The organism is Stenotrophomonas maltophilia group sp. Smal17, from assembly GCF_030237045.1.
Taxonomy (GTDB): domain Bacteria; phylum Pseudomonadota; class Gammaproteobacteria; order Xanthomonadales; family Xanthomonadaceae; genus Stenotrophomonas; species Stenotrophomonas forensis.
Genome location: NZ_JASJSU010000050.1, coordinates 11,766 through 29,031, shown reverse-complemented (window position 1 = coordinate 29,031; position 17,266 = coordinate 11,766). Strand labels below are relative to the sequence as shown.

The window sequence follows — 17,266 nt, the reverse complement described above, 5'->3', positions numbered from 1 at the left end:
GGCGGCGGTATCGTCTGGGCACTGCAGCAACGCGCACCGCAGCCGGTGACTGCGTGATCCAACGCGCGTTTCACTTGGGCGCGGCGCTGCTCTGGTAGATGCCGACCTTGGTCGGCGCTCTGGCAGGGCGGCCAACCAAGGTTGGCATCTACCAAGGCTGCATGGTCGACCGCATCACCCCTCCGCAAACGCCTCGCGCAGCAGCGTGGCGAAGTTGCGGATCAGCGGCGTCACCCCTTCGCGGCGCCATGCCAGCTGCACTTCCGAATGCGCACCGGCATCGGCCAGCGCCACGAAGCGCGCGCCTTCCACGCGGATGTGATCGCACGACGACGGCAGGATCGCCGCGCCCAGGCCGGCCGCGGCCAGGCTGATCAGCGTCGAGGCTTCACCCGCCTCCTGCACGATGCGCGGCGTGAAGCCCGCCGCCGCGCAGAGCGCAATCATGTGGTCGTGGATACCTGCACCGGCACTGCGCCGGAACGCCACGAACGGCTCCTGTGCGAAGTCGCGCAGCGACAGCGTGCCCTGCTTCGAGAGCCGGCGCAGGGCCGGGTGGCCGGCATGCACGATCAACGCCAGCGGATCGACGAACAGGCTGTGCGCCACCAGCTCGGGTGGCAACGTGCGCTTGCGGATGATGCCCACGTCCAGGCTGCCATCGAGCAGCGCATCTATCTGCTGCAGGGTGTTCATCTCGCTCAGCTGCAACCGCACCTGCGGATACTGCTGCCGGTAGTGCAGGATCGAACGCGGAATCTGCGGTGACAGCGGCGTGGCCCGGGTCAGCCCGATATGCAGCTCGCCCTGCTCGCCGCGCTGCGCGCGCTGCACCTCGTCCACCGCCGCTTCCACCTGCTGCACGATCGCGCGTGCCCGTTCCTGCAGCAACTGCCCGGCGGGCGTCAGCTGCACGCGGCGATGGCTGCGCACGAACAGGCGCGCTCCGATCAGTTCCTCCAGCTGGCGGATCTGCTGGCTGAGCGGCGGCTGCGACATACCCAACCGCTCAGCCGCCTGGCCGAAGTGCAGCGTATCGGCAACGGCGAGGAAGTAGCGCAGGTGGCGCAGTTCGATGGACATGGGCCCAGTGTATTCATCGTCAGCCAGAAATGGGGTCAGAGCCCGTTGCGCAGCAACGGGATCCGACCCCGTGCCGACCAACGGTCGGCACCCACCGGCAGATTGCGGCCAACTGTCAGAGGTGGGGCGGTGTGGGTGGGCAGGACCGTTGGCGCCATGGATGGCGCCATCGAGCCCCCAGGGATGGGTTTACGGCGTGTCCTGCCTACCCACACCGCACCGCCATCTACGGATAGCCCGCTTTTGACGTTGCCCTGGCTTGAAGCAGGTGCAGGGCGGCAGCCCTGCAAACCAGAACACCCCTCACCGCTCGGAATGCCCGCTCTGGTCGTAATCGCGCGGACTGAACAACTCCGGCTGGATCAGCTCGATGAACGCCCGCGCCTGCGCCGACAACGCCTTGCCGCGCCGCACGATCACCCCGTAGCTGCGCTCCGGGAACCAGCGCTTCATCGAACGCGCCGCCAGCCGCTCATGGTCGGCTTCGTTCAGGCACAGCGCCGGCACGATGGAAATGCCCATGCCCATCGCCACGTACTGCTTGATCACCTCCCAGCCGCCCACTTCCAGTGCCACGGTGTAGGCGATGCGGTGGCGCTGGAACACCTGGTCCACCAGGCGGTAGGTGATCTGCCGCTTCGGTGGCAGCACCAGCGGATGGCGCGCGATGTCGGCCAGCTCCAGCTCGCCGCCACTGGCCAGCGGATGGTCGTGCGGCGCGATCAGCACCTGTTCGAAGCGGTAAGCCGGGGCATAGCTGAGGTCGGCCGGCACATCGGTCATCGAACCGATCGCCAGGTCGGCCGCATCCTCGCGCAGCAGGTCGGTGCCATCGGCACTGATCGCGTTGTGCAGGGTCAGGCGCACGTCCGGATGATGCATCCGGAAGCGCTCGACGATCTTCGGTAGCAGGTACAGGATGGTCGAACTGTTGGCGGCGATGTTCAGCTCGCCCGCATCCAGCCCGCGCACCTTGTCGCGGAAGCGTGCCTCCAGCCCGTCCAGGTTCTCCACCAGTGGCTGCGCCATTTCATACAGCAGCTGGCCCTCGCGGCTGGGCACCAGGCGGCGCCCGCTGCGCTCGAACAGCGGCACCCCCAGCTCCCGTTCCAAGGCCTGCAGCTGCAGGCTGATCGCCGGCTGGCTGACGAAAAGTGCCTCAGCCGCCCGTGAGACCGAACCCAGCCGCACCGTCTGGCAGAACGCGCGCAGCGGTTTCAACCGGTCGGATTTGTAGGAAAAACGCGGACTTGGCGGTGGGCGTGTGGTCATCGCGTCACAAGTATTAGCACAATTTATGTAGAACATTGCAAAAACTGTTTTGCTAAATACTCGGCCCCGGCGGCACCGTGGAGACGTTCCCCCACTGCTGGAGTCGCCTCATGTCCGCCGTCGCTTCCGCTGTTCCCACCCCCGCTGCCAAGGCCACCCCCGGCATCGCCCTGGCGACCCGCGTGGCCGGCCAGGACACCGTGCTGCCGGCGCCGCTGCTGGCCCTGCTGGTGTCGCTGCACCGCGCGGTGGAACCGGGCCGGCAGGCACGGCTGCAGGCGCGCCGCGAACGCCAGGCGTTCTTCGACCAGGGCGGCCTGCCGGATTTCCGCGAAGACACCGCCGCGATCCGCAGCGGCGACTGGACCGTCGCGCCGCTGCCGGACGCATTGCAGGACCGCCGCGTCGAGATCACCGGCCCGACCGATCCGAAGATGGTCATCAACGCGCTGAACTCCGGCGCCAAGGTGTTCATGGCCGACTTCGAGGATTCGACCTCGCCGACCTGGCGCAACCTGCTGGCCGGGCAGCAGTCGCTGGCCGCCGCCGTGCGTGGTGACCTGGAATACACCGCACCCAATGGAAAGCACTACCGCCTGCGCCCGTACGACGAACAGGCGGTGCTGATCGTGCGCCCGCGCGGCTGGCACCTGGACGAAAAGCACGTGGCCATCGATGGCCAGCCGCTGGCCGGTGGCCTGTTCGATGCGGCGGTGTTCGCGTTCCATAACGCGCGCGCGCTGCAGGCCAAGGACCGCGGCCCGTACTTCTACCTGCCCAAGCTGCAGAGCATGGAAGAGGCGGCGCTGTGGGAGACCGCGCTGTCGCACATCGAAGGCATGCTCGGCCTGCCGCACGGCCAGATCAAGGTGACGGTGCTGATCGAAACGCTGCCGGCGGTGTTCGAGATGGACGAGATCCTGCACGCGCTGCGCGACCGCATCGTCGGCCTGAACTGCGGGCGCTGGGACTACATCTTCTCCTACCTGAAGACCTTCCGCCGCCACGCCGACCGCGTGCTGCCCGAGCGCGGCCAGGTGACCATGACCCAGCCGTTCCTGAAGGCGTATTCGGAACTGCTGATCCAGACCTGCCACCGCCGCGGTGCGCATGCGATGGGCGGCATGGCCGCGCAGATCCCGATCAACAACGATGCGGCCGCCAACGAACAGGCGATGGCCCGCGTGCGCGCCGACAAGCTGCGCGAAGTGACCGCCGGCCACGACGGTACCTGGGTCGCGCATCCGGCGCTGATTGCGGTGGCGATGGCGATCTTCGACGAGCACATGCCTACCCCGAACCAGCACAGCGTGCTGCGCCAGGATGTGCGTGTCGGCCGCGACGAACTGATCGCGCGGCCGCCGGGCACCATCACCCGCGCCGGCTTCGAAGGCAACGTGGAAGTCTGCGTGCGCTACCTGGCCGCATGGCTGGATGGCAACGGCTGCGTGCCGATCCATCACCTGATGGAGGACGCAGCCACCGCCGAGATCAGCCGCAGCCAGCTGTGGCAATGGCTGCACACGCCGGGCCAGCAACTGGACGACGGCACCGCGATCGACCTGGCCCTGCTCGATGCCACGCTGGCGCAGCTGCCGGCGCGGCTGGGCGATACCGCCGCGCTGCCCGGTGGCGCACGCATCGGCGAGGCCATCGCCCTGCTGGGCGAACTGAGCCGCAGCGACGAACTGACCGATTTCCTGACCCTGCCGGCCTACGCACGCATCGACTGATCGAGCGCCCGCGTTCCACCGCCGCTTCCCTCCCCGCTGCACGCACCAACCGAACTGGAGAAAGACATGAGCAAGCTGCCCACTGCCGAACAGATCCAGCACGACTGGGATACCAACCCGCGCTGGGAAGGCATCCAGCGCAACTACAGCGCCGCCGACGTGGTGCGCCTGCGCGGCACCGTGCACATCGAGCATTCGCTGGCCCGCCTGGGCGCGGAAAAGCTGTGGGCATCGCTGCATGAGCGCGAATTCGTCAACGCGCTGGGTGCGCTGACCGGCAACCAGGCCATGCAGCAGGTCAAGGCCGGCCTGAAGGCGATCTACCTGTCCGGCTGGCAGGTGGCGGCCGACGCCAACCTGGCGGGGCAGATGTACCCGGACCAGTCGCTGTACCCGGCCGATTCGGTGCCGGCGGTGGTCAAGCGCATCAACAACACCCTGCTGCGCGCCGACCAGCTGCACCATGCCGAAGGCAAGGACGACATCGATTTCCTGCAGCCGATCGTGGCCGACGCCGAAGCCGGTTTCGGCGGCGTGCTCAACGCCTTCGAACTGATGAAGGCGATGATCGAGGCCGGTGCTGCAGGCGTGCACTTCGAAGACCAGTTGGCCTCGGTGAAGAAGTGCGGCCACATGGGCGGCAAGGTGCTGGTGCCGACCCGCGAGGCGATCGAGAAGCTCAACGCCGCGCGCCTGGCCGCCGACGTGCTGGGCGTGCCGACCCTGCTGGTGGCGCGCACCGATGCCGAAGCCGCCGATCTGCTGACCAGCGACATCGACGGCAACGACAAGCCGTTCGCCACCGGCGAGCGCACCGTGGAAGGCTTCTACAAGACCCGCAATGGCCTGGACCAGGCGATCAGCCGCGGCCTGGCCTACGCACCCTACGCCGACCTGGTGTGGTGCGAGACCGGCAAGCCGGACCTGGAGTTCGCGCGCAAGTTCGCCGAGGCGATCCATGCGAAGTTCCCGGGCAAGCTGCTGGCCTACAACTGCTCGCCCAGCTTCAACTGGAAGAAGAACCTGGACGACGCGACCATTGCGAAGTTCCAGCGTGAACTGGGCAGCTACGGCTACAAGTTCCAGTTCATCACCCTGGCCGGTTTCCACGCGCTGAACTACGGCATGTTCAACCTGGCTCACGGCTATGCGCGTCGCCAGATGAGCGCCTTCGTAGAGCTGCAGGAAGCCGAGTTCGAAGCGGCCGAGCGTGGCTTCACCGCGGTCAAGCACCAGCGCGAGGTCGGCACCGGCTACTTCGACGCGGTGACCCAGGCGATCCAGCAGGGCCAGTCGTCGACCACCGCGCTGACCGGCTCGACCGAGGAAGAGCAGTTCCACGGCGGCCGCAGCGAGCGCGCGGCGTAATGCGGTAGGGCTTCAGAACGATCAGGGTGGCCAGGGAAGGGCCAGGCAACGCCGGCCGGTCGGGGGACCTGCCGGCGTTGTTGTATCGGTAGAACAGCGGTGAACGCGGGTAGCGTCAATCCGGCGCACCCCCAGCGCGGAAACTTGGCCGAAACCCTGTGAAGACGGCCATCGGATTGATCCGGCAGGACTTTTGGGCAGGTGAAGGTGACCAGAACGGGCCACCACGCATCTTCACATCGGACAAGCGCGCCGGAAGGTTCAAAATGAGATAGGGCGCACACTTTAAAGCGATGCTATGCTCCGCGGCTCACCAGGGGACGCTGGCGGCGGGTGCAGGGAATGACCGGCAGGGGTGCGGCCGAGAACAGTGATGTGACGTCAGGTATCGCCCGGGTGGCGATGGCCGAGATCGTGCACGCGCTGCTGTCCGATGCCGAGGTGACATTGTTCGCCAGATTCGCCCGCCCATGCAAGCTTCATGCCGGACAGTGGCTGTTCCAGCGGGGCCACCGTGGCGAACGCATGTATGTGATCCTCGAAGGCCAGATCGAACTGGACTTCGGCGAAGACCTGGTGATCAAGACCCTCGGCCAGCATGAGTTCTTCGGCGAACTGGGCCTGTTGGTGGGCGACCACCTGCGCAGTGCCAGCGCCCGTGCCCTGGCCGACTGTGAAGTGCTGGAACTGGGCCCGGCCGATTTCCATCGTCTGGTCGAATCCGATCCCGGCCTGGTCGCCTACTTCCTGCGCCGCACGATCATGCGCGTGCTGACCAACGAACAGGCCCTGATCAGCCAGCTGCGCCGGCGCAACCATGATCTGGAAACCGCGCTGGACAACCTGTACATCACCACCCATCAGCTGACCCATACGCGCGAGCTGGTGCGCACCGATGAACTGACCGGGCTGCACAACCGCCGCGGTCTGACCCTGTACCTGCAGGAATGCCGTACCGAACAGGAAGGGCTGCCGCAGGCCTTGCTGCTGATCGACTGCGACCGCTTCAAGCAGATCAATGACCGCCATGGCCACCAGGCCGGCGACCGCGTGCTGCAGAGCATGGGCAACATCCTGCGCTCGATGGCCGGCGAGCAGGACCTGGCCTGCCGGCTGGGCGGCGATGAGTTCTGCCTGATCCTGCGCCGTGGCAACCACGAGATCGTGCAGCACGCGGCCGAGTTCATTCTGAGCGCGGTGCATGGCCTGCTTGAACGCAGCCATGGCACGCCGCACGTGAGCCTGGTCAGCATCGGCGCCAGCCTGCTGCCGCCGGATGCCGGCTGGAGCGAATGGTATGCCAGCGCCGATCGCGCGCTGTACCAGGCCAAGCGCGATGGCGGCAACTGCCTGCGCTGGGTGGATGATCCGGACGGCCCATAGGGAGAGGCAGGCAATGAATGGCGACAACGGAACGTCAGCCCCGCATAGCCCCCAGCTACGCGCCCTGTTGTTCACCGATCTGTGTGATTCGCTGCAGCTGGTCGAGCGGATCGGCGATGTGGCGGCCGCGAGCCTGTTCCAGGAACACGATCGGCTGGTGCTGGTGCTGCAGCACCGCTGGAACGGCCAGCTGATCGATCGCTCCGACGGATTGTTCATGCTGTTCGAGCGCGCCATCGATGCGCTGGGCTTCGCTCTGGACTACCAGCGCGAACTGCATGCGCTGGGCCAGCAGCGCTCGATTGAACTGCGTGCGCGTGCCGGCCTGCACGTGGGCGACGTGCTGACCTGGGACAACAGCCCCGAAGCGGTCCGCGCCGGCGCCAAGTCGATGGAAGTGGAAGGCCTGGCCAAGCCGATGGCGGCGCGCTTGATGATGCTGGCACGCCCGGGCCAGATCCTGTTGTCGGCCGTGGCCGAATCGCTGACCCACCGCGCCACCGAAGCACTCGGCGAGCGTGGCACGCGCCTGCTGTGGAAGTCGCACGGACGCTGGCGCTTCAAGGGTGTGCCGGTGGTGCAGGAAGTGATCGAAGTGGGCGAGATCGGGTCGGCGCCACTGCGCATGCCGCGCTCCAATGCCAAGGCACGCCGCGATCTTCCACTGTGGCGGCAGCCGGTGGTGCTGGCCGCCGAAGGCCTGGTGCTGGCAGTGCTGGTGCTGGGCGGCTGGCTGCTGCTGCGGCCGGAACCGGCGATCGCCTTCGCCGAGCGCGACTGGGTGGTGCTGGCCGATGTCGACAACCTGACCGGTGACCCGATCTTCGACGAGTCGATGCGGCACGCGATCCGGATCGCGCTGGAGCAGTCGCGGTACGTGAACGTGCTGTCCGAGGGCAAGATCCGCGAAAGCCTGGAGATGGCCCGGCTTTCGGGCGATACCCGCCTGAGCCGGGATACCGCAGTCGACGTGGCGGTGCGCGAAGGCGCGCGGGCCGTGCTGTTGCCGACCGTGCGGCAGAAGATCGGCGGCTACGAGCTGGCCATCGACGTCGCTGCACCGGGCAGCGGCCAGGTGATACAGACGTTCACCGCCACCGCGGATCGATCCGATCAGATGGTGTTCGCAGTGGACGACGTGGTCGGGCGCCTGCGCCGTGGCCTGGGCGAGTCGGTGGCGAGCCTGGAGCAGTCGTTGCCACTGCCGCGGGCTTCGACCCAGGACCTGCGCGCCCTGCGTGCGTTCGCGCTGGCCGAGAACGCACTGGGCCAGCGTCGCTTCGAGGAAGCACGCAACCTCTACCAGGCGGCGATCGATATCGATCCTGGCTTTGCCCTGGCCTACATGGGCGTGGCCAAGCTGCTGGCCCGCACCGCGCAGGTCCAGCAGGCGCGTGACGCGCTGGAGCACGCGCTGGCCCAGCAGCAGCGCCTGCCCGCGCGCGAGCGGCTGTACCTGAAGGGCTGGCAGGCCGAACTGGAACCCGGTGGCTGGCCGCTGGAGCAGTGGCGCGCACTGGCCAAGATCTATCCGGATTCATTTGCGGGACTGTCCAATACCTCCTGGGCGCTGCTGCAGGACAATCGCTTCACCGAGGCCGAGCCTTATGCGCGCGCGGCGACGGTGCCTCAGGACCCGTTGCGGCTGTATCCGATGATCCATCTGGCGCGGGCACAGTTGGGCGTTGGCCAGCCGCAGCAGGCAATGCGCACCTTGCATCAGGCACAGATGCTGCGCGGCAATGATGAGGCCGACGACCTGGAGGTGGACGTACTGGTTGCGCAGGGCCTGGACGCACAGGCGCAGCAGGTGTTGATGCGGTTGCCGCGGGGGGATGACCTGCAGCAGCGCATGCGGCTGCGGGCGCACCTGCTGGTATCTGCGGAGCAGCGTGATTGCAGCAGCCTGCATGCCGCGGTTGCTGCGGATGGTCCAGCACCGGAGCTGATTGACTACCAGATCCATCAACGCCTGCAGCACGCTACGGTGACCACGCTGTGCACGCCCGGCGATGTGGAGGAGCTTGAATCCATCGCCGCCGTGCTGCGGCCGCTGCTGCGCAGGAACGACGATTCCGCCGTGGGCAGCCGCAGCCTGCAGCTGCTGGCCCTGACCTATCTGGCCCAGCGCCAGGGCCAGCATGCGCTGGCCGCAGAGTGGCTGCGCGACCATGGCGAACTGCTGGAGCGGCAGCGCAGCCCCGTGGTGGGCAAGTGGCGCCGCGTGGTGCTGGCGATGGCCGAGCTGGCACAACAACGACCGCAGGCGGCGCGCCATCTGCTCGAGCCCAGCTTTGATGGCAGCGAGCCGGTGCAGGCCCATGTCGTGCTGCTGCAGGCACTGCGTGCCGAGCAGGATGCTGCCGGCGTGCGCCGCGAACAGGCCTGGCTGGCCCGGCACCACGGCCAGGCCATTGCCGAGGTGGCGTCCATGCAGGTCTGGCAGCCCCTGAACGTGCACGACATCGCCACGGAGGCGACGTCGGTGCGGCTGCCGCGCTGATGCAGGCTCAGGCGTTGACGCGCTCGTCGATGCGGTCGGCTTCGAAACAGAACACCACCGTCATCGAGGCGGTCGAGGTGCTCAGGTATGCATGCAGCGAATCGCGCGTGCGGCACAGCTCCTCGACCGACGCCAGGGTACCGATCTTCATGCAGTCGTTTTCGCCGACAGCGCCGTCCAGGCCGATCGAGGCCAGGGCCTTGGCCGGCGAAGCGGTGAAGCGGTTGCGGAAGTCGTCGTTGCCGATCAGGTGGTCCAGCAGGGTGCTGGCGTCTTCGGCGGAAAGGCGGGGATGGGTGCTCATGGGGATCTTCCGTAGGTGGAATGTTTCGTATCGGCAGCGACAGCCTGCCATTGAGGGCCGTGGCGCGTTCATCGCTAAAGTTGGCCGCGCTGCGGTCGCTGCTGCTATGCCGGTTGTGCGGCAGAAGGAAGGAAACCCATGCGCCTGCGCCGCTGCGCCAGCCTGATGTTCGAACCCCGCGAGTCGGTCACCCTGGACCTGCGCGCGATGCTGGCCGGCCACGCCGAGATGGACAGCCAGATCAGCTGGGTGGCCCTGGCCGCCCATCTGGACCAGCCCCTGCCGGTGGATGCCGAGGAGCGCCAGCTGCTGGGCGAACTCAGCGCGCACCGCTGGAGCGAGCCACCGGCCGATGCCTCCCCGGCGATGCTGGCGCGCCTGGTTGAACAGGGCCTGCTGCTGACCGACCCGCCCAGCGAGGTGGGGCACCAGCTGCGTGATGAGGCGCTGCGGCGCAGCCAGTGGTGGCCGCTGGCCGCACTGGCCCATCGCCACGCGCGTTGGCAGGCCGTGGACAGCGTGGAGGACATGCGCCGGCAGGGGCTGGACACCGCCGCCGGCCTGCGCCAGCGGCTGGGGCCGCCACCGCCGGTGGTGCAGCCGATGCAGGGCGATTACCAGCCGCTGCCGCGCAGCGACGAAGCCGCGTTCGACGCACTGCTGGCGCGGCGTACCACCTGCCGCAACTTCGACCCGCAGCGCGCGTTGCCGCTGCCGCTGCTGGCCCAGGTGCTGCAGCGCACGCTGATGGCGCACGCGGTGCAGAAGGTCGAGCGCGATACCGAGTTCCTGAAGAAGAACGTACCCTCCGGCGGTGGCCTGCATCCCACCGAGGGATTCCTGCTGGTGCAGAACGTGGAGGGGCTGGCACCGGGCCTGTACCACTACCATCCCGTGCAGCACGCCGTGCTGCCCCTGCCTTCACCGCCGCCGCCGTCGCTGCCTGCGCTGGCGCGGCGGATGCTGTCGGGGCAGGAGTGGTTTGCCGATGCGCCGGCGCTGCTGGTGCTGGCGCCGCGTTATGACCGCTGCTTCTGGAAGTACCGCAACCATGCCAAGGCGCACCGTGCGGTGACGCTGGATGTCGGCCATATCTCGCAGCTGCTGTACCTGTGCGCGACCGAGCGCGGGCTGGCCGCGTTCGTGACCGCGGCCATCAACGATGCCGATGTCGATCGCGCGTTCGGCTTCGATGGCATAGGCCAGAGCGCAATGGCCATCTGTGGCCTGGGCTGGCGCAGCGCCACGCTGGACACGGCGGAATTCGATCCCGCCGGACGCGTGTTGGCGGGCGACGACCGCTGAGCGGTCGCCGCCCCGGCGATCACGCCGCTTCGAAGTCCACCAGCACCGCGCCGTCGCCGACCTGGTCGCCGGCCTTGGCGCGGTAGCCCTTCACCGTGCCATCGGCCGGGGCCTGCAGGGTGTGTTCCATCTTCATCGCTTCCAGCACCACCAGCGGCGTGCCGCGCTTGACCTCGGTGCCGGCCGCGACCAGCGTGGCCACGATCCTGCCCGGCATCGGCGCCAGCAGGCTGCCGGCATCGGCCGCGGCGTGGTCCGATTCACCCACCGGATCGTGCAGGGTGAAGCGGTGCTGGCCATCGGCACCGAACAGATACAGCTGGTCACCTTCGCGCAGCGCCTGCAACGACCAGCGGCGGCCCTCCAGCTGCACGGTCATGCCCTGCGCATCGGCGGTGCCGGTCACCTGCACCGGCGCCGCGTCATCGCACTGCACACGCCAGCCATCGGCCTGAGCCCACACCTTCAGCGTGTGCCGGCGCTCACCCTGCTGCAGCGGCAGTACGCGCGGCGCCGAAGCACCCAGGCGCCAGCCGTCCTGCGCCTGCCACGGCGAATGCGGGTCGCGCGCATCGCGGCTGGCGCCTGCGGTGCGGGTCACGGCGGCCACCGCCGCCAGCATCCACAACGCATCGTCGGTATCGCCCACCTGACTCAGCGCCGCCTGTTCGCGTTCGATCAGCGCGGTATCCAGCCTGGCGTTCGCGAACGAATCGGTGTTCACCAGCCGGCGCAGGAAGCCGGCATTGGTGGTCACGCCCACCACCTGGCAGTCGGCCAGGGCCTGGCTCATGCGGCGCAGCGCGGCATCGCGGTCCACGTCCCAGACGATCAGCTTGGCGATCATCGGGTCGTAGAACGGGGTGATGCTGTCGCCTTCCTCCACGCCGGTATCCACACGCACGTGCGCCGAAGGCGTCGGCAGGCGCAGGTGGCGCAGGGTGCCGGTGGAGGGCAGGAAGCCGCGGTCCGCATCTTCGGCATACAGGCGCGCTTCGATGGCATGGCCGTGGATCGCCAGCTGGTCCTGGCGCAGCGGCAGCGGCTGGCCAGCGGCCACGCGCAGCTGCCATTCCACCAGGTCGGTGCCGGTGATGTACTCGGTCACCGGGTGTTCCACCTGCAGGCGGGTGTTCATTTCCATGAAGTAGAAATCGCCGTCCGGGCCGGCAATGAACTCCACGGTGCCGGCACCGACGTAGCCCACCGCACGCGCGGCATCCACCGCCGCCTGGCCCATCGCCGCGCGGCGTTCGGCGCTCATGCCCGGCGCCGGGGCTTCTTCCAGCACCTTCTGGTGGCGGCGCTGCACCGAGCAGTCGCGCTCGAACAGGTACACCGCCTCACCGTGGCTGTCGCCGAACACCTGGATCTCGATATGGCGCGGGCGCTCGACGTACTTCTCGACCAGCACGTGATCGTTGCCGAACGCCGAGGCCGCCTCGCGCTGGCAGCTGGCCAGCGCATCGACGAAGTCCTCGCTGCGTTCGACCTTGCGCATGCCCTTGCCACCACCACCGGCGCTGGCCTTGATCAGCACCGGGTAGCCGATGGCATCGGCCTGCGCGCGCAGGAAGGCCGGGTCCTGCTGGTCGCCGTGGTAGCCCGGGGTGAGTGGCACACCGGCCTTGGCCATCAGCGCCTTGGCCGCGCTCTTGTCGCCCATCGCGCGGATCGCGCTGGCCGGCGGGCCGATGAAGGTGACGCCAGCGGCGGCGCAGGCATCGGCGAAGTCGGCGTTCTCGGACAGGAAGCCGTAGCCGGGGTGGATCGCCTGTGCGCCAGTGAGGCGTGCGGCATCGAGAAGGGCATCGCTGCGCAGGTAGCTTTCGCGTGCGGCGGCCGGGCCGATGTGGATGGCTTCGTCGGCCAGGCGCACGTGGCGCGCGTTGCGGTCGGCATCGGAATACACCGCCACGGTGGCGATGCCGAGGCGGCGGCAGGTGGCGATGACGCGGCAGGCGATCTCGCCACGGTTGGCGATCAGGACTTTGGTGAACATGGCAACAGACTCTGTCATGGCACGGGTTACATGCGGAACACGCCGAAGCGCGTCTGCTGCGGGGCGGCGTTGAGGCTGGCCGACAGGGCCAGAGCGAGCACCCGGCGGGTGTCGACCGGATCGATCACGCCGTCATCCCACAGCCGCGCGCTGGCGTAATAGGGGTGGCCCTGCTGCTCGAACTGCTCGCGGATCGGCGCCTTGAAGGCATCTTCTTCCGCCGCCGGCCACTGCCCGCCCTTGGCTTCGATGCCATCGCGCTTGACCGTTGCCAGCACGCTGGCGGCCTGTTCGCCGCCCATCACGCCGATGCGCGCATTCGGCCACATCCACAGGAAGTTGGGCGAGTAAGCGCGGCCGCACATGCCGTAGTTGCCGGCGCCGAACGAACCACCGATGACCACGGTGAACTTGGGCACCTTGGCGCAGGCCACCGCCATCACCAGCTTGGCGCCGTCTTTTGCGATGCCGCCCTGTTCGTACTTGCGGCCGACCATGAAGCCGGTGATGTTCTGCAGGAACACCAGCGGGATGTTGCGCTGGGTGCACAGTTCGATGAAGTGCGCGCCTTTCAGTGCGGATTCGGAGAACAGGATGCCGTTGTTGGCGATGATGCCGATCGGATAGCCGTTCAGATGCGCGAAGCCGGTCACCAGCGTGGCGCCGTAGCGCGGCTTGAACTCGTCGAAGCGCGAGCCATCGACCAGCCGCGCGATCACTTCGCGCACGTCGTAAGGCTTGCGGGTGTCGGCGGGAATGACGCCGTACAGCTCGTGTGCCGGCAGCAGTGGTTCTTCCGGTGCCTGCACCGCCATCGCCGGTTCCGGCTTGCGCCAGTTCAACTGCGCGATGATCGCGCGCACCCGGGCCAGTGCCTGCAGGTCGTTGTCGGCCATGTGGTCGGCCACGCCGGAAATGCGCGTATGCACGTCGGCACCACCCAGCTCCTCGGCGGTCACCACTTCGCCAGTGGCCGCCTTCACCAGCGGCGGGCCGCCCAGGAAGATCGTGCCCTGTTCGCGCACGATCACCGTCTCATCGCTCATCGCCGGCACATAGGCGCCACCGGCGGTGCAGCTGCCCATCACGCAGGCGATCTGCGGGATGCCCTGCGCCGACAGGTTGGCCTGGTTGTAGAAGATGCGGCCGAAATGGTCGCGGTCGGGGAACACCTCGTCCTGCAGCGGCAGGAACGCACCACCGGAATCGACCAGGTAGATGCACGGCAGGTGGTTCTGCTCGGCGATCTCCTGCGCGCGCAGGTGCTTCTTCACCGTCACCGGGTAGTAGGTGCCACCCTTCACCGTGGCGTCGTTGGCCACGATCACGCATTCCACGCCACTTACCCGGCCGATGCCGGCCACTACGCCGGCAGCGGGCACGGCATCGTCATACATGCCGTGCGCGGCCAGCGGCGCGATCTCCAGGAAGGCGCTGCCGGGGTCGAGCAGAGCATCGATGCGGTCGCGCACCAGCAGCTTGCCGCGGGCGGTGTGCTTGGCACGCGCGGCCTCGTTGCCACCCAGCGCGGTGCGGGCGAGGGTGGCATGCAGGTCATCGACCACGGCCTGCATGGCGGTGCGGTTGGCTTCAAACGTATCGCTGCCCGGTTGCAGCTGGCTGTTCAGGACGGTCATCGCGGTGGCCTTACAGGGTGCGCTGGAACAGTTCGCGGCCGATCAGCATGCGGCGGATCTCCGAGGTGCCGGCGCCGATTTCATACAGCTTGGCGTCGCGCCACAAGCGGCCGGTCGGGTACTCGTTGATGTAGCCGTTGCCGCCCAGGATCTGGATCGCCTGGCCGGTCAGCCAGGTAGCCTTCTCGGCGGCGTACAGGATCGCACCGGCCGCGTCCTGGCGGGTGGTACGGCCCTGGTCGCAGGCGCGCGCCACGGCATAGACATAGGCGCGGCAGGCACCCAGGCCCACGTACATGTCGGCGATCTTGGCCTGGATCAGCTGGAAGCTGCCGATCGGCTCGCCGAACTGGTGGCGCTCGTGCACGTACGGCATCACCACGTCCATGGCCGCGGCCATCAGGCCCAGCGGGCCACCGGAAAGGACCACGCGCTCGTAGTCCAGGCCGGACATCAGCACGCGCACGCCGCCACCGACCTGGCCCAGCACGTTCTCTTCGGGAATCTCGCAGTCCTGGAACACCAGCTCGCAGGTGGGCGAGGAGCGCATGCCCAGCTTGTCCAGCTTCTGCGCGGTGGAGAAGCCCTTCATGCCCTTCTCGACCAGGAACGCGGTGATGCCCTTGGCACCGGCCTCGATGTCGGTCTTGGCATAGACCACCAGCACGTCGGCGTCCGGGCCGTTGGTGATCCACATCTTGTTGCCGTTGAGCACGTAGCGGTCGCCACGCTTGTCGGCGCGCAGCTTCATCGACACCACGTCCGAACCGGCACCCGGCTCGCTCATCGCCAGCGCGCCGACCAGACTGCCGTTGCACAGGCCGGGCAGGAAGCGCTGCTTCTGTTCTTCGCTGCCGTTCTTGCGCAGCTGGTTCACGCACAGGTTGGAGTGCGCGCCGTAGGACAGGCCGATGCCGCCAGAGGCGCGCGAGATTTCTTCCATCGCCACCACGTGGGCCAGGTAGCCCATGCCGGTGCCGCCGTATTCTTCTTCCACGGTCAGGCCCAGCAGGCCCTGTTCGCCCAGCTTCGGCCATAGTGCCAACGGGAACTGGTTGGTTGCATCGGCCTCGGCGGCCAGCGGCGCGACCTCGGCGGCGGCAAAATGGGCCACGCTCTGGCGCAGCAGGTCGATATCTTCGCCAAGATCGAAGTTCAGGGATGGCACGTGCATTGCGGTGGCTCCACGGCGGGACTGCAGGGAATGGACGCACCCGGCGGGGGAGCGGGCGACGGCCGGCAGGGCCGTCACCCGCACGGGCGATGGACCCCAGCGTAACGGGGTTCGGGAAAGAAGTGAACACAAATTCAAAAATTGAAACTAGAATCAAAACATGGCCTACAAACGCTCTGCACTGATGGAAGAACGCCTGGCCGGGGCCCGTGAACGGATCCTGCTGGCCACCCGCGAGCTGGTCGCCGCAGGCGGCTGGCGCAACGCCCCGGTAACCGCCGTGGCGACCCAGGCGGGGGTGTCCACCGGGTTGATCTACCGGCACTTCCCGTCCAAGGCCGACCTGTTCGTGGAGGTGCTCAACGCCGCCGTGGCCCACGAGGTGGCGATCATGGAGCGCATTGCCAGCGGCCCGGAGGTAGCCAGCGAGCGCCTGCGCCTGGCGATCACCGCCTTCGTCCGCCGCGCCCTGGCCGGGCCGGGGCTGGCCCATGCCTTCATCGTCGAGCCGGTCGACCCGGACGTGGAAGCCGAGCGCATGCGCGGCCGCCGCGCCTTTGGTGACGTGTTCCTGCGCCTGGTGGAAGAGGGCGTGGCAGCCGGTGAGCTGCCGGTGCAGGACGCGCACGTGGCCGCCGCCTGCCTGGTCGGCGCCTTCACCGAGGCGATGGTCGGCCCGACCGCACCCAGCCGCGAAGCGCACCGCGACGAGGATGCACTGGTGGATGCGATCTGCAGCTTCTGCCTGCGCGCGATCGGCGCCCGGTAATCCGGTAGAGCCGGCCGCTGGCCGGCTTCCGCACGATGTCTCCGGTGAGATGGCGATGCCGGCCACGCATGTTGCGCCGCACCAGCCCTGAAGCCTGTTGTCGCACGCGAAGCGCGTTCTATACTCGGTCCATCACGCAGTCGCTCAGCCGTGGTCCAACGACTATCAGCCAGGGGTAACGAAGAGTGCGGAATTACGATCTGGAGTTCCTGAAACGCTTCTCCATGGTGATCGCGCTGCTGGCGACCATCACCCTCGGCCTCATCCTCCTTGCTGCCTATATCCACACCCGGATCCCGCCGGAGGTGTCGCCGACCGCGGCCAAGCGCACCGAGCAGCGCATTTCGCCCACCGGCGCGGTCTATGCCGGCAGCACCGGCGCCGCCGCGCAGGCAGCGGCCAAGGCTGCCGCGCTGGCCAAGGCCGCCTCGCAGGTCGCCTACGGCGGCACCAAGGACGGCAAGGTCATCTTCGACAACCTCTGCACCGCCTGCCACACCACCGGCGTGGGCATGGCACCGACGCTGGACCACTCGCACTGGGACAAGCGCATCGCGCAGGGCAAGGACACCCTCTACAAGCACGCCATCGAGGGCTACACCGGCCCGGACGGCGGCATCATGCCGCCCAAGGGCGGCAACCCGGCGCTGACCGAGGAACAGATCCACGCCACCGTGGACTGGATGCTGGGTAACCTGAAGTAACCGGTAGTGGGGGGGGGGGGGGGGGGGCC

At 68.0% G+C, this 17,266-nt stretch carries 13 protein-coding genes; 7 read left to right on the top strand and 6 right to left on the bottom strand.

What is annotated here, in order from left to right; translation table 11 throughout:
• Nucleotides 1-174 precede the first annotated feature (174 nt).
• Both QRO93_RS13780 and QRO93_RS13775 read right to left on the bottom strand, forming a co-directional pair.
• A complete protein-coding gene (locus QRO93_RS13780) occupies nucleotides 175-1,083 on the bottom strand; it encodes a LysR family transcriptional regulator (RefSeq protein WP_053448493.1) in 909 nt (302 codons plus the stop codon).
• A gap of 303 nt (nucleotides 1,084-1,386) precedes the next feature.
• Nucleotides 1,387-2,355: a LysR family transcriptional regulator gene (locus QRO93_RS13775; protein ID WP_049456773.1), complete on the bottom strand. Its 969-nt coding sequence runs from the start codon at nucleotides 2,353-2,355 to the stop codon at nucleotides 1,387-1,389.
• 110 nt (nucleotides 2,356-2,465) lie between these two features.
• Between QRO93_RS13775 and aceB the strand changes: the two genes are divergently transcribed.
• The 4 genes from aceB (at nucleotide 2,466) to QRO93_RS13755 (ending at nucleotide 9,342) form a co-directional block, all read left to right on the top strand.
• The gene (gene aceB / locus QRO93_RS13770) at nucleotides 2,466-4,088 is read left to right on the top strand and encodes a malate synthase A (RefSeq protein WP_180878699.1); all 1,623 of its coding nucleotides are present in this window, start codon (nucleotides 2,466-2,468) and stop codon (nucleotides 4,086-4,088) included.
• A 66-nt stretch (nucleotides 4,089-4,154) separates the two neighbouring features.
• Nucleotides 4,155-5,456 carry an isocitrate lyase gene (gene aceA, locus QRO93_RS13765; protein WP_004153647.1) on the top strand — a complete coding sequence of 434 codons (1,302 nt, stop codon included), beginning with the start codon at nucleotides 4,155-4,157 and terminating at the stop codon, nucleotides 5,454-5,456.
• A gap of 342 nt (nucleotides 5,457-5,798) precedes the next feature.
• A complete protein-coding gene (locus QRO93_RS13760; protein ID WP_053448496.1) occupies nucleotides 5,799-6,839 on the top strand; it encodes a diguanylate cyclase in 1,041 nt (346 codons plus the stop codon).
• Between the two features lie 13 nt (nucleotides 6,840-6,852).
• Complete coding sequence (locus QRO93_RS13755; protein ID WP_164087810.1) at nucleotides 6,853-9,342, top strand: putative peptide modification system cyclase; 2,490 nt, start codon at nucleotides 6,853-6,855, stop codon at nucleotides 9,340-9,342.
• A 7-nt stretch (nucleotides 9,343-9,349) separates the two neighbouring features.
• On the opposite strand, the gene QRO93_RS13750 is transcribed toward QRO93_RS13755, so the two are convergent.
• Nucleotides 9,350-9,646, bottom strand: a complete 297-nt coding sequence (locus QRO93_RS13750; RefSeq protein WP_053448498.1) for an NHLP-related RiPP peptide — start codon at nucleotides 9,644-9,646, stop codon at nucleotides 9,350-9,352.
• Between the two features lie 138 nt (nucleotides 9,647-9,784).
• Here QRO93_RS13750 and QRO93_RS13745 point away from each other — a divergent pair, with 138 nt between their 5' ends.
• The gene (locus QRO93_RS13745; protein ID WP_053511188.1) at nucleotides 9,785-10,951 is read left to right on the top strand and encodes a putative peptide maturation dehydrogenase; all 1,167 of its coding nucleotides are present in this window, start codon (nucleotides 9,785-9,787) and stop codon (nucleotides 10,949-10,951) included.
• 19 nt (nucleotides 10,952-10,970) lie between these two features.
• Here QRO93_RS13745 and QRO93_RS13740 read toward each other — a convergent pair whose 3' ends face one another.
• From QRO93_RS13740 to QRO93_RS13730, 3 genes are read right to left on the bottom strand one after another with little or no spacing between them, the layout of a single operon-like run.
• Nucleotides 10,971-12,953, bottom strand: a complete 1,983-nt coding sequence (locus QRO93_RS13740; protein WP_180878698.1) for an acetyl/propionyl/methylcrotonyl-CoA carboxylase subunit alpha — start codon at nucleotides 12,951-12,953, stop codon at nucleotides 10,971-10,973.
• Between the two features lie 26 nt (nucleotides 12,954-12,979).
• Nucleotides 12,980-14,590 carry a carboxyl transferase domain-containing protein gene (locus QRO93_RS13735; RefSeq protein WP_180878697.1) on the bottom strand — a complete coding sequence of 537 codons (1,611 nt, stop codon included), beginning with the start codon at nucleotides 14,588-14,590 and terminating at the stop codon, nucleotides 12,980-12,982.
• A 10-nt stretch (nucleotides 14,591-14,600) separates the two neighbouring features.
• Nucleotides 14,601-15,764: an isovaleryl-CoA dehydrogenase gene (locus tag QRO93_RS13730; RefSeq protein ID WP_164087813.1), complete on the bottom strand. Its 1,164-nt coding sequence runs from the start codon at nucleotides 15,762-15,764 to the stop codon at nucleotides 14,601-14,603.
• Nucleotides 15,765-15,924: 160 nt separating this feature from the next.
• Here QRO93_RS13730 and QRO93_RS13725 point away from each other — a divergent pair, with 160 nt between their 5' ends.
• Both QRO93_RS13725 and QRO93_RS13720 read left to right on the top strand, forming a co-directional pair.
• The gene (locus QRO93_RS13725) at nucleotides 15,925-16,533 is read left to right on the top strand and encodes a TetR/AcrR family transcriptional regulator (RefSeq protein ID WP_008266880.1); all 609 of its coding nucleotides are present in this window, start codon (nucleotides 15,925-15,927) and stop codon (nucleotides 16,531-16,533) included.
• Between the two features lie 185 nt (nucleotides 16,534-16,718).
• Nucleotides 16,719-17,237, top strand: a complete 519-nt coding sequence (locus tag QRO93_RS13720; protein WP_005407662.1) for a cytochrome c5 family protein — start codon at nucleotides 16,719-16,721, stop codon at nucleotides 17,235-17,237.
• Nucleotides 17,238-17,266 lie beyond the last annotated feature (29 nt).

What these genes read in the sequence shown, in the direction of transcription:
- QRO93_RS13780 (WP_053448493.1), bottom strand. Translation starts at nt 1,083, where the DNA reads ATGTCCATCGAACTGCGCCACCTGCGCTACTTCCTCGCCGTTGCCGAT.
- QRO93_RS13775 (WP_049456773.1), bottom strand. Translation starts at nt 2,355, where the DNA reads ATGACCACACGCCCACCGCCAAGTCCGCGTTTTTCCTACAAATCCGAC.
- aceB (WP_180878699.1), top strand. Translation starts at nt 2,466, where the DNA reads ATGTCCGCCGTCGCTTCCGCTGTTCCCACCCCCGCTGCCAAGGCCACC.
- aceA (WP_004153647.1), top strand. Translation starts at nt 4,155, where the DNA reads ATGAGCAAGCTGCCCACTGCCGAACAGATCCAGCACGACTGGGATACC.
- QRO93_RS13760 (WP_053448496.1), top strand. Translation starts at nt 5,799, where the DNA reads ATGACCGGCAGGGGTGCGGCCGAGAACAGTGATGTGACGTCAGGTATC.
- QRO93_RS13755 (WP_164087810.1), top strand. Translation starts at nt 6,853, where the DNA reads ATGAATGGCGACAACGGAACGTCAGCCCCGCATAGCCCCCAGCTACGC.
- QRO93_RS13750 (WP_053448498.1), bottom strand. Translation starts at nt 9,646, where the DNA reads ATGAGCACCCATCCCCGCCTTTCCGCCGAAGACGCCAGCACCCTGCTG.
- QRO93_RS13745 (WP_053511188.1), top strand. Translation starts at nt 9,785, where the DNA reads ATGCGCCTGCGCCGCTGCGCCAGCCTGATGTTCGAACCCCGCGAGTCG.
- QRO93_RS13740 (WP_180878698.1), bottom strand. Translation starts at nt 12,953, where the DNA reads ATGTTCACCAAAGTCCTGATCGCCAACCGTGGCGAGATCGCCTGCCGC.
- QRO93_RS13735 (WP_180878697.1), bottom strand. Translation starts at nt 14,590, where the DNA reads ATGACCGTCCTGAACAGCCAGCTGCAACCGGGCAGCGATACGTTTGAA.
- QRO93_RS13730 (WP_164087813.1), bottom strand. Translation starts at nt 15,764, where the DNA reads ATGCACGTGCCATCCCTGAACTTCGATCTTGGCGAAGATATCGACCTG.
- QRO93_RS13725 (WP_008266880.1), top strand. Translation starts at nt 15,925, where the DNA reads ATGGCCTACAAACGCTCTGCACTGATGGAAGAACGCCTGGCCGGGGCC.